Consider the following 13011-nt stretch of genomic DNA (forward strand, 5'->3'; position numbering starts at 1 on the left):
AGAATTTTAATTGTTATTACAGCTTGGTAACTTTGAAAACCTTAAAATTTCATTCAGTGACTTCGCATAACTTTTAAGTTTGAAAGTCTCAGGATTAGTGATGGGTGCATGATTAAAGTCATATTTCTTGATACTGAAATAGTCCCAAGGGGTGGTTTGGATGGGGAGAATTCTTAATAATATTTTTAGAATTTTTTTTGTAAGGGGTATCGCAAAATATCTCCTCATATTATTTCTTTTTAAAAGTGTAATGATGGCATGATCAATTGAAATAAATTTCTGACCTAGGACAAATTTTCTAAAGCCTTTGTATTGCTCTTGTTTATAATTTTTAATTAGAAATCCACAAATTTGAGCGATATCATTTGCATGTATAAAGTGAAATTTAGAATCGAGTTTAAAAAATCTTGCTAACCAAAGCCATTTTCCAATTTCTCTCAATCCACTAGTTAAATAACTCACAGGATATTTACTTTTTTTTTCAAGATTTCCTCCAAAAACCAAGGTAGGGAAAACAGCGAAAGTTTTTTCTGCAAATGAGCTTTCTCTAAGTCTCTGGAAACATTCATATTTTGTTTGAATGTACTCTGTTCCATAAATCAATGATTCCCTCATTAATTCTGTTTGGGTATCTAGAATGCTAGCTGTTGAAAAATAAATAATCTTTTCTAACTTGTCAATATCAAGCATCTCAAGTAAATCTTCAAAAGCTTTAATGTTTACTTCATAGGCTCTTCTTGGATCTCCCCAAGCTGTAGCAGTATGTATTAGGTAATTAATTTGACTAATTTCCTTTTTATACCTATTTGATTCCCTGATATCACACACCATTAACTTGACTTTTTTATTTTCTTGAACAGAAATTGGTAACTTACTTTTGTCTCTTACCATGAGATAAAGCCTGAATTTTGTGTTTTTTAAAAACCAATCAACTAAATATTGGCCAACACATCCATTCGCACCTGTGATTAATAAGTTTTTATATGCCAAGACTTTGACTAGTAAGTAAGTTTTTTTCCATGTTCAAAAAATGTTTGAGCATTTTCTTCTGGAGTCCCAGGTAAAATCCCATGACCCAAATTAAGAATATATTTCCTGTCTTTAATTTTATTGAAAGTATTATCTATCCTTTCTTTTATTGATTCTTTGTTTCCAAATAAAATGCCAGGGTCAACATTACCTTGAATTCCTATCCCACTAGGGATTCTTTTACAAGCTTCTTCAATGTCTACTGTCCAGTCTAATGAGATTATATCTACTCCAGTTTTTGCCATTCTTTCGATGACACCAGCACTTCCTGAAATATAAAGAATTACTGGTGTTTCAGGGTATTCCGCTTTTACAATGTCAACAACTTTTTTTTGATACGGTCCAGCAAAGGTATCGAAATCTTGTGGGCTTAGTTGACCTGCCCATGAATCAAAAATTTGTACTACTTGCGCTCCAGATTTTATTTGATATTTAAGATATTCACCAATAGATTTTGCAAAATGATCAAGGAGTTTATGAAGTAAATCTGGCTCTCTAAAAGCCATTGATTTTATTAAAGAATAATTTTTACTGCTTTTACCTTCAACTACATATGCAGCAAGAGTCCAAGGTGCGCCAACAAAACCTAAAACTGTTGCCTCATTATTCACATCTTTTTTTAGTGAAGAAAGAACTTGCCCAACAAAACTTAAACTCTCACTTGGATTTAATTCTTTTAAATTTCCTATCTGGTTAAGAGTTCTTATTGGGTCCTCAATTATTGGACCTTTACTTTCTATTATTTCAAAATTTATACCCATCCCTGGGAGAGGTGTGAGAATATCTGAAAAAAGGATCACACCATCCGGTTTGAAAGCATGAAAAGGCTGCATTGAAATCTCATATGAGAGCTCTGGATTTTCAGATCTTTCTCTAAAACTTGGGTAACGCTCCCTTAAATCTCTATAGATTTTCATATATCTTCCTGCTTGCCTCATCATCCATACTGGAGGCCTATTTACTTTTTTACCTAATGCGGCAGAAAGTAGTAGTGGTAGATCTTGACCCATTTTTCAATTCGATATGTTTTAAGAAAAAATTAAAATTCCAACTTAAAAATCTTACAATGCAAAGCAGAGCAAAAGTGGTATATGAACATTTATATGAAGCACTAAGTTAAATGAGCCTTATTATTTTTTTGATTGATGTTTGAATATACTTACGCTTAATGGGGGCAAAGCAAGTTCTAGAGCATTTTGATAATCATGAATATTGTAATTTATAGTTTCTTTACCCCCCATATTTCCTTTGTTACTCCCCCCGTATCTAGAGCCATCTGAATTAAATATTTCTTTATAAAATCCTTCCACAGGAACACCTATTTTGTATGATCCATGAGTATTAGGTGTAAAGTTAGCAACAACAACAAGCCACTCATTGGTGTCGTTTTCTCTTCTCATGAAACTTATAACCGAATTAGATTTGTCATTACAATCAATCCATTGGAATCCATAAGGATCAAAGTCATTTTTCCATAACGCAGCTTCATTTTTGTAAAGTGCGTTTAGGTCATCAATCAAGTTTCTGATACCTTTATGAGGTTCAAATTCCAGTAACTCCCATTGTAGATCATCCCAAACATTCCATTCTTGCCTTTGTCCAAATTCCATTCCCATAAATATTGTTTTTTTACCAGGGTGGGTCCACATATAAGTGAGTAAAGCTCGAGTATTTGCATATTTCTTCCAGTCATCTCCAGGCATTTTATGCAAAAGATGACTTTTCCCATGGACAACCTCATCATGACTAAGAGCAAGCATAAAGTTCTCTGTATAGTTATATGTTATTGAGAAAGTTACACTATTTTGATGGAATTGCCTAAACCAAGGATCTATCTCAAAATAATCGAGCATATCGTGCATCCATCCCATATTCCATTTTAAATTAAACCCTAACCCTCCCATGTCAGTTGGTTTGGTTACCATTGGCCAAGTTGTTGATTCTTCAGCGATAGAAAGTGCACCTGGGAAATGTTGGAAGAGTACATGATTAGCCTGTTGAAGAAATTGAACGGCTTCTATATTTTCATTCCCACCATTTTCGTTGGGTATCCATTCGCCATCTGGGCGTAGATAATCTCTGTAAAGCATTGAAGCTACAGCATCTACTCTTATGCCATCAATATGAAACTCTTCAAACCAATAAACGAGGTTGGCTACTAAGAAATTTCGTACTTCGTTTCTGCTGTAATTAAATATTAGGGTTCCCCATTCTTTGTGTTCACCTATGCGTGAATCTCCATGTTCATAAAGATGACAACCATCAAAAAATGCTAAACCATGCTTATCTTTTGGGAAATGACCAGGTACCCAATCAAGAATTACACCTATGCCCTCTTCATGACATTTATTGACAAATTCCCTAAATTCATTTGGGGTGCCAAATCTACTTGTTGGCGCATACCAGCCTGTAACCTGGTATCCCCATGAACCATCAAAAGGATGTTCAGTTATTGGCATTAATTCAATATGAGTAAATCCTCTCTCTTTTACGTAAGGGATGAGTTTTTCGGTTAATTCTGGATAAGTTAATAATCTTGTTCTAGGTTTTAAATCTGCTGCGGGCACTGGGTCTCTTGGCTCTCCATTGTCTTCAAGATATTTATTATCAGTTGATTCATGGAGCCAACTTCCTAAATGCATTTCATAAACTGAAATTGGCTTATTAATTTGACTAGATGAATCTCTATTTGAAATCCAAGAATTATCATTCCAATTAAAGTTTTTCAATTTTGAAACTATTGAACCATTTTGAGGTCTGATTTCATGAAGGAAACCATATGGATCAGCTTTCTCATAAATATGACCTTGTTGTGTTCTTATTTCATATTTATATGTGTCTCCCTCTTGCATTGTTGGCATGAATAGTTCCCAAATTCCCCCTAATCTTTTTTGCATTGGATGATGTCTTCCATCCCAAGAATTTATATCTCCAATGATCGAGATTGATTTTGCATTTGGAGCCCAAATGCAAAACATGACTCCTTTTTGATTCTTTTCTTCAATGAGATGTGCTCCCATTTTTTCCCAAATATGATGATGATTACCTTCTGCGAAAAGATGCCGATCAACTTCTCCCATCCACTCTTCTCTATATGACCAAGGGTCACGTTGTGTATGTGTGATCCCTCCTCGTGAAATATTTATTTCGTAATTGGAATTTGGATTTTCAGGCAAGATTGCTTCAAAAAGCCATCTATGGTTTATGCTTTCGGCCTTGTAGGTATTATTTTTAAAATTTATTTTAACTTCTTCGGCTTCAGGCATCCATAGCCTTATTATCCATTGCTCTTTATAAAAGTGAGGACCTAATATTTTTAATGGATTATCATTGCAACAATTTTCTAGGTTGATAGCTTCTGATTTAATCCAGTCTGCTTGAATTGTCTCGATCATGACTGGTAGATGTTAAGGATTAATAATATCAAATTATTAACCAAAAAAATAATTATTTATTAAAAAAAGGGGTCATTTTCATAAATGTTTTAGTAAGGCTAAAACTTAGAGTGATAATTCTATGATTTGCTGAAGGCGCACCAACATTTCCCTCCCCAAATCCAGGATTAACTCCAATAGCGGGATAAGCTGCTGCAGAAATAGATAAGCGAAGCTTGCTATTTTTAATCAAACAAATATTTGTTGGTTGCATTGTTATTTGATAAGTGCATTCTTCATTTATTTTCGAGTTTTTAACCCTTAAGAATCCAGTTGAAAATTGATTAACATTCTCATTACCTTCCTCAAGTAGAGATAAAGCAAGGCAGATATCGAAATTGGGCTGATCACTTTTTACTATGATTTCTAATTTGGGGACTCCTGTTAAATGTTTATCTTCTTCAAAAGAATTGGTTTGAAAAACACCTACATCTAGGCGTTTATCAATAATACTTCTATCTAACTTGCCTGGATTTGGACCTAAGTGGCCACCGTCAGATGGAGTAGGTCTCCATGGGTCATTAACAATTGTGAACCATCCTGATCCTTTTGAATTTATGGTCAGACTTCCATCTTCAACCTCTACATTTGCTGTGCCATCGCTTTTGAGCCCAAAAATAAATTCGGGGTGAAATTTATTATCTAATTCCTCCCATTTATTTAATGAAATATTCCATATCTTTTTCTCCTCTTTTAAATTCTTAGAATTAAATTTCTCATCTGATTTTAAATGTTTGTCAAAAAATATTAATAAAGATTCTTGTGATTCCTCCCACCAATTTAGATGTGTTGCATTCCCAATAATAATCTCTGGGCTTCCACCAGCTTCTTTAGACTTTTTATAAAGATCAAAGGCACCTTTTAAATGTGGATCCCAAAGTCCTCCAATAATTAACATAGGTTGTTTAATCCATGTTGAAATTGGTTTAAATTCTTCAAATGGGGTAGCATTATTTAAATTTTTAAGCCATTCCAAAACAAAGCTATTAGGATCATATTTTTTTAAAATATCAATTCCTTCCCTTAAATAACTTTTATTTTCTAAGGCTAATCTTATCTTTCCCCACACAAACAAATTATTTTCTCTTTTCATTTTTAGAGCAGCTATTTGAAGTCCCCATGCAATATTGTTATGCCACCAATAAGCTCCTCCATCTGAACACCAATGCTCCTTAATATTCATCCCAGTCATTGCTGGAGATAAACAATCGGGCGGCTTTGAATTTAATTCACCACTTAGTTGAGTAAATCCTTGATATGAAAAACCATATAAGCCAAGTTTCCCATCACATTCTTTTAGAGACCTTACCCATTCATGTGTTTCCGAAGTATCGCTAGCTTCTTGCGAAAAACCATTAAAAACACCTTCAGAAGAACCCATTCCTCTAACATCTTGAATTATTACCATATACCCCTTGGAGGCCCACCATTCAGGATGAGAATAGGTAATAGTTGAAGCTATTTCCCGGCCATAAGGTTGTCTCATTAATAAAGCAGGCCATGGGCCATTAGTATTAGGTAACCAAATCCTTGATATAAGTGTTACTCCATCTCTAAGTACTAGAGACTTGTCAAACCATCTTGTACCAGACATTTAGACTTTAGATAATGTCTGGACAGTGCAGCCCAATAACGTAAATAGAAAAGATCTCTGCGTTAACGGGAGTTAATTTTTTTTGGTTTGATACATACTTTATAGCTTTATCTGAACTAGCTGAAATACCTTCTGAATTAAACTCTCTAAACTTATTACATAGATTCCTTGCTTCTTTTGGATTCTTTTTTACACTTTCCAATAAGTTAGATTGACTAAAAACTGGGTATAAAAAGTTGGAAAACAAAAATAATAAGAATAATAAAGGTTTCATCATCACAAACTTTTTCTAAATTCTACATTAAAAAAAATTTTTAACCAAGATTTCAAATAGATTTTTCTATTTGACTAGCTTTTTGAATCCATTCTTTTAAAATAATAAAAGTTGTATCTGTCTCATTTTTAACTCTAAGAGTTCTCTCTAATCTACCAATTTTGCGTTCTAATTCGTAAGGAGTAGATAGTGATAATGATTTAATAGATGATATACCGCAATGTAAAAGTAGATATGCTTGCGGTGGAGAAATTCCAATTTCTTTTTTAAAAATAGCTATAACTCTAATTTTCTTTAGATTGTTCAATGTACATAGTGAAGACTTTCTTTGAATCTTATTTATATCTAGGTCCGAAAGATTACTTAATTTTTTAAAGTCATCTAGATTATTCTGAATAAAAAAAGATTTCTCATGTCTAAAATTAGTTGGCAAAAAATCTAAAAAGGTTTTACTTTCCATTGTTTAAAAGACTAATTCATTTTGACATTTTTCTGAACTTCTCCTATAACCACTGGTTTACTTACACCATCAGAAATTTTTTCAAGTTTTCTTATCTTTATTTTTACATTCGCCCCGGATCTGCTACCTTTCTTCAAGTTTTCTGAAAATTGTTTTAAAGTTGGTTCAATAGATTCTTCTGGAAAGTCATTATCTGCTTTAGCAATAATCAAATCGAACCCATTGTCATAAACAATTGGAACATATTTTGCACCTTCTATTACAACCTGTTCGGTGTAACTTTGTATAAATGCCCAACTACTCAAAGAAAGCAATAATGAAAAAATAGTTGCTCCAATTATTCGAAATTTAAAACCAAAATTAAATATAAAAGCTACGATGGTGCACATGAAAAGAAATATCCCAAATAATCCAAAAATTTTAGGTGTGTTCTCTAATAGTTCAAAAAAAGACATTTAGTGGCTTTGAGTTGATTAATTTCTTATATTTTGTAAGCCTACTCTATTTTTGGGCTCTAACTTGAAAAAAATTAGATCTCTAAATTTAAATACTAAGATTTTTATAGTAGGGATGCTTTTCCCCTTAGGTTTATTAGGCACTTTTTTATTAAATAATTTTTTAAAAGAAACTTATAGTTCTAGGAAATTAGAATTAGAAGAAAGTATTGAGAATCTTTTAGATAAAAATGTTGATTTGGGTGATTATGTCGGAATTAGATTTCTAGGTTTTTCTTTAGGTAATTCAAAAATTAATGATAAAAAAGATATAGATTCTGAAATTAAAGCTAAAAATGTATATGTGGGCATTATGCCTTTGAGATCTTTTTTAAAACAAAAATGGATAGTTAAAATAAGTCCAGAGCAAGCTGCAATTCATATTGATAGAGATTTTTTTAAAAGGGATAATCCTTATGAAAAAGATAGAAGTACAAAAAAATCAAAATTAAAATATGAATTGAACTTTAACTTAAATAAATATTCAATCCTTAAATTTAAAAAAGCAGGATTAAAAACAAAAGTAAAAGGTAATTTTATCTACAAGTCAAGTAATAGACAAATCATTGCAAATGTAAAATCAAATTTTGATGAAAAAGGTTTTTTAAAATTTAAATTTAATACAAAATTAAATCAAGACTTTCTAAAACTGGATTTGTTTTCTAGAGGTTTAGATCTTGAGAATTCTGAATATATTATTGGGAATAGAAAAATTAGTTTTAAAAAAGGAAATTTTAAATCTAACTTTAAATTTAATAAATTACCAAATGAAACATTTTGCAAAGGAAGATTTTCTTTTACTAATTTAAAAATAAAATCGGAGGCTTTCTCAGAAAATATAAATTCAGATTCAACTAGTTTTTTTTGTAAAGATAATAATTTAATTGGTAATTCAGAAAAATTAAATTATGGAACTTTGACTTCGAATTTTAAACTAAATGTGCCATTTGATAGAAGTTCCAATAATATTGATTTTAAAGGAAGTATTGGATACATTAATAGCCTCAATCCAGACATCCAATTATCGGGTAATATGCCCTATTGGTTTGATAGAAGAGGTATTAATTTTGGTGATATAGATACTAGTTTTAAAATAAATAGAACTCAATTATCTAATTTAAATATTTTCCGAAAAAATGATATAAGGGGTTTCGTTACTGCTAAAGGAGAGTTAAAAGGAAAAATTACTGATCCTGATATTTCGATAAACTTTAATCTTGATTATCCTCACTTTAAAGGTATCCGTATTAGAGAAATATGGGAGGGAAATATTAAAAATGAAAATAATGAATTTCTGCTAAATATGAAAAATATATATACTCCAATCCCTTCATTTCTTTCAATCAAGTTTGATTCTGATCTTAAACTAGATAATGCAAATTTTATAAGAGTTTTTAACTCAAATAAAGGAACTATAGGAATAGTCAAACAGGATGATAGTTATAATTGGCGGGCTGATAATTTTCCTCTTGATGAACTTGAATTATCTATAAACAAAAATCAATTCGATAGAATTGATGGAGTTATTAATGGTGAGGGATCGATTTCATCAGACCAGTCATACCTTGATGGGCGAATTGCTTGGAGTTTAGGTAAATATGGGAATATTAATCTAGCTAATTCATTATTTGATTTCAGCGTCAAAAATAATTCTTTTTATATAAACTCTTCATTGTATCCAATTGATGGAGGAATAATTGAAGTCGAATATGATTCAAGTAAAAATAATTTAATTAATTCAGAATTCAAGGATATAAGTACTAGTTGGACTATCCTTACTGCTGTTGATATTTTTAATTTTGATAATAAAAAAGTGATCCCTGTAAGTAAATCGAATATTTTGGATGATTTGGAAATAAATAAAGATAATAAATCATTTAAAGAGAGGATCGATTTTATAAATAACTTTATTGAAAATAGTAATTTGCTAGAGGATAAATTTAATTTGCAAAAATATTTAAATAAATTTAGAAGTAGATACAATGGGAAAATTACTATTCAGGGCGATAGCCCAGCCAATTACAAATTGAATGCAAAATTAAATGCCTTTCTTGATGTATCTAGAGATTACTATAAAAATAATAAAGAGGAATTTTCTATTGATTTGGAAGGAGGATTATTAACAGGGAAAGGTTCTTTAAGAATTAAAAAATTACCATTAAGTGCAGCAAATATCTTTTTAAATAAACAAAGAGATTTTCTTGGAGGGTTGGATATGAATTTATTTTATGATCTTGATACAAAATCTTTCTCTAGCGAAATTTTTTCCAATAATTCATTTATTAAAAACAATATAATAATATTTGATAAAGGACTAGTTGAGTTTAATAATTCTATTTTTGATATTGATTTTTCCCTTATAATAAATGATTCTGAAATCCCAATTAATATTGAAGGCTCAATACCTATAAATAAATCTGATAACTTAGATCTAAGATTGATTGGTAATGGAAAATTTATTGAGTTAATAGATATTTTTGCTGATGAGTATTTTACCTTTAAAGAAGGTGATGTGAATCTTAGAGTAATTCTAAAAGGAACCTTAAATAAACCTCTATTAAATGGATTTGTCGTAGTTAAAGATTCTGAAATTAATTTTTTAAATAATATAATAAAAGATATTAATAGCACAATAATTTTTGATTTTGATTCTTTAGAGGTCAATAATCTACAAGCAAAGACTGAAGATTCTGGAAAAATTTTCATAAAAGGATCTTTGCCTTTTTATAGTAAGAATGATTCTGAGAAGTCAGAAATTAATTTGATAACGAATAGTTTTACTTTAAAGAAAGATAATTTTAATTTTTTAATAGATTCAGATGTCGATTTAAGTGGGTCTTTTGAAAGGCCTGTTCTAGGAGGTTCTTTATCCTTTAATAATGGATTTATAAACTTTAATAGTACTAATCAAAATAATAAAAAAGAAAATAATACTATAAAAAAAGAGGATAAAAAAGATTGGCCAGAACTATATTGGAATAATAATCAAAATATTGAAATAATTTCAAATGAAACAATTTTGAATTCAGTTCTTTTAGGAGAAACTTTGCCTAATTATTTGGATAATTTGAGTTTTAATAATCTTAAATTAAAACTTGGTCCGGACTTTAAACTTCAATATTCAGAATTAGTTCAAGCTTATTTAGATACCAAATTAGACCTTAATATAAACGGAAAGGTAGGCAAAGATCTAAACGCTAGAGGTCTAATTTATCTTAAAAAAGGTAGAGCCAATCTATATACTACTCCATTTAAACTTGATAAAAATAAAGACAATTATATTTTATTTGCATCAAGAAGTGGGGTTGTTCCATTTATTAATTTTTCTCTGGTTAGTAAAGTTCCAGATTCTATAATTCCTATAAGTGAAAATAATCAGGATTCAAACATCTCAGGAGATCTTAATGTAAATGCCACTTCTAGTGGTTTGGGATCATTTGGAATTGGCAATTCGAGGCTTATCAAAATTGAAGCATCTTATGAAGGATTTTTAGATCAATTATCTTTTGCTGATGAAAATAGAAGAATTCAATTAAGGAGCACGCCAAGTTATAACAGATCACAAATAATTGGTTTGATTGGAGGTAACTCTGCAAATTTAATAAATAGAGCATTTATTTCTCAACTTAATAATGCTGATGCATTTAGTGAAAGATTTCAGTTATCTTTATATCCAGCGTTAATAGAAAAAAATGACTCATTAAATAATATTTTTTCCAATGAAAATTTAGATATAGAAAATGATGGTCAATCCTCTTCTAATGAGGAATTTTCTTCTCAAGCTTGGGTAGCCGAAATAGGTCTTGATATTACTGATACCATAAATTTTGCCTTTCAGACCGTTCCAGGTAGAGATGATATTTCACCTTTAGGAATTTTGACTTTTCAGGCAAATCCAAACTTAGAATTATTAGGTTCTTATGATTCCAATGGTGATTGGAAAAGTCAAGTTCAATTATTTTTTAGATATTAATTCAGAAAGAAATTTACTTTAAAGAATCGTTAATTTGAATTATTATTAAATTAACTAAAAAATATTATGGCTAATATCTTTGAAGTTCCTCAACCAGGTAATGATCTTCTAGAAAAAGCTGATAAAGTTCGTTTGGCATCAATAAAGATAAGTCAGACTGAAAATCAAAATCGAATCAAAGCCTTAAATATTATGGCTGATTATCTAGAAAAAAATTCTAAAGAAATATTAGAGGCTAATAATGCGGATTATTCGAGTGCAGAAAAAAAAGGTATTTCTAGGGCTTTACTTTCTAGATTAAAGTTATCAAAAGCAAAATTAAATATAGGAATTGAAGGAGTAAGAAAAGTTGGAGACTTGGCCGATCCTGTAAATCAAGTTCAAATAAAAAGAGAGCTTTCAAAGGGATTGATCTTAGAAAGAAAAACTGTGCCAATTGGAGTCTTAGGGGTTATTTTTGAATCAAGGCCAGATGCCGTGATGCAGATTAGTTCATTAGCGATAAGATCAGGTAATGGCGTAATGCTAAAAGGTGGTAGTGAAGCAAATTTAACAAATACTTCAATAGTGAAAGCATTGCAAGAAGGTTTAAATGAATCAGGTTTTGATAAAAATGCAATATGTTTACTAACAAGCAGAAAAGATAGCATGGCAATGTTAAATCTTGAGAAATATATCAATTTAATAATTCCAAGAGGAAGTAATGAATTAGTTAAATTTATTCAGGAGAATACAAGAATTCCTGTGCTAGGCCATGCTGATGGAATTTGTCATTTATTTATAGATATTGAGGCAAATATAGAGATGGCTTTATCAGTCGCATTGGACAGCAAAATTCAATATCCCGCAGCATGTAATGCTATTGAAACTTTATTAGTCCATAAAGATATCGCACCAGATTTTTTAGAAAGGGCCATCCCTTTGTTTAATTCTAATGATGTTAAATTAATTGGAGATGAGAGATCAGTTGAATTAGGATTAAAGTATGAGGCTAGTCTAGAAGATTGGAAAACTGAATATTTGGATTTAATTTTATCGATAAAAATTGTTGATGATCTTGAGGATGCAATCGCACATATTCAAAAATATAGTTCAAAACATACAGATGGCATAATTACTGAAAATTCAAATACTGCCAATAAATTTATGAATGTAGTTGATAGTGCAGGTGTTTTTCATAATTGCTCTACTAGGTTTGCAGATGGGTTTAGATATGGATTCGGAGCTGAAGTTGGTATATCTACTCAAACTCTTCCACCAAGGGGACCTGTAGGTCTAGAAGGTTTGGTAACTTATAAATATTTTCTTAAAGGCGATGGGAATATAGTTGATGATTTTTCATCAGGAAAGGCTATCTATACACATAAAGATCTTTAAAACTTTTAAAGATGGAAACTTTTTTAAAAATTGAGAATATTAAACTTTGGGCTAGGGTTGGCGTTCTTGATGAAGAAAGGGAATTAGGACAACTATTTATTTTAGATATATTTTTGTGGACTGATTTTGAAAATTGTACATTAAATGATGATATTAAAAAAACAGTTGACTATTCAAAGTTAGTTCAAATTTTAAAAGTTCAATCAAAGAAAATATATTGCTTCACAATCGAAAAATATTCAAACGCTATTTTAGAAATCATAGATCAGGAATTTAAGCTTTCTAAAATTAAAATTATTTTGACAAAATGTAATCCTCCAATCACAGGTTTCGACGGAAAGGTTTCAATAGTAAGAATTCTTGAAAATAATTAAAG

General features: G+C 30.5%; 10 protein-coding genes. 3 read left to right on the plus strand and 7 right to left on the minus strand.

Features of this window, described 5'->3' with window-relative positions:
* Positions 1-6 precede the first annotated feature (6 nt).
* From HA149_RS03040 to HA149_RS03070, 7 genes are all read right to left on the minus strand, one after another.
* A complete protein-coding gene (locus tag HA149_RS03040; protein ID WP_209112897.1) occupies positions 7-990 on the minus strand; it encodes an NAD-dependent epimerase/dehydratase family protein in 984 nt (327 codons plus the stop codon).
* Positions 991-998: 8 nt separating this feature from the next.
* The gene (gene hemE / locus HA149_RS03045) at positions 999-2039 is read right to left on the minus strand and encodes a uroporphyrinogen decarboxylase (RefSeq protein ID WP_209112899.1); all 1041 of its coding nucleotides are present in this window, start codon (positions 2037-2039) and stop codon (positions 999-1001) included.
* A gap of 120 nt (positions 2040-2159) precedes the next feature.
* Entirely contained in the window at positions 2160-4424 is a 2265-nt protein-coding gene (gene glgB / locus HA149_RS03050; protein WP_209112901.1) for a 1,4-alpha-glucan branching protein GlgB, read from the minus strand.
* Positions 4425-4476: 52 nt separating this feature from the next.
* A complete protein-coding gene (locus HA149_RS03055; protein ID WP_209112903.1) occupies positions 4477-6057 on the minus strand; it encodes a CocE/NonD family hydrolase in 1581 nt (526 codons plus the stop codon).
* A gap of 7 nt (positions 6058-6064) precedes the next feature.
* Positions 6065-6331, minus strand: coding sequence for a hypothetical protein (locus tag HA149_RS03060; RefSeq protein WP_209112906.1), 267 nt, complete (start codon positions 6329-6331; stop codon positions 6065-6067).
* A 52-nt stretch (positions 6332-6383) separates the two neighbouring features.
* Positions 6384-6791, minus strand: coding sequence for a DUF4332 domain-containing protein (locus HA149_RS03065; RefSeq protein ID WP_209112908.1), 408 nt, complete (start codon positions 6789-6791; stop codon positions 6384-6386).
* Positions 6792-6802: 11 nt separating this feature from the next.
* A complete protein-coding gene (locus HA149_RS03070; protein ID WP_209112910.1) occupies positions 6803-7246 on the minus strand; it encodes a DUF2518 family protein in 444 nt (147 codons plus the stop codon).
* 115 nt (positions 7247-7361) lie between these two features.
* On the opposite strand from HA149_RS03070, the gene HA149_RS03075 reads away from it, so the two are divergent.
* The 3 genes from HA149_RS03075 to HA149_RS03085 all read left to right on the plus strand — a co-directional run bounded on the left by HA149_RS03075 (position 7362) and on the right by HA149_RS03085 (position 13009).
* Positions 7362-11258: a translocation/assembly module TamB domain-containing protein gene (locus HA149_RS03075; protein ID WP_209113922.1), complete on the plus strand. Its 3897-nt coding sequence runs from the start codon at positions 7362-7364 to the stop codon at positions 11256-11258.
* A 66-nt stretch (positions 11259-11324) separates the two neighbouring features.
* Positions 11325-12635 carry a glutamate-5-semialdehyde dehydrogenase gene (locus tag HA149_RS03080; protein ID WP_209112912.1) on the plus strand — a complete coding sequence of 437 codons (1311 nt, stop codon included), beginning with the start codon at positions 11325-11327 and terminating at the stop codon, positions 12633-12635.
* 11 nt (positions 12636-12646) lie between these two features.
* Positions 12647-13009, plus strand: a complete 363-nt coding sequence (locus HA149_RS03085; protein WP_209112914.1) for a dihydroneopterin aldolase — start codon at positions 12647-12649, stop codon at positions 13007-13009.
* The last annotated feature ends 2 nt before the right edge of the window (positions 13010-13011 follow it).

Source organism: Prochlorococcus marinus XMU1406 (assembly GCF_017696055.1).
GTDB lineage: Bacteria > Cyanobacteriota > Cyanobacteriia > PCC-6307 > Cyanobiaceae > Prochlorococcus_A > Prochlorococcus_A marinus_W.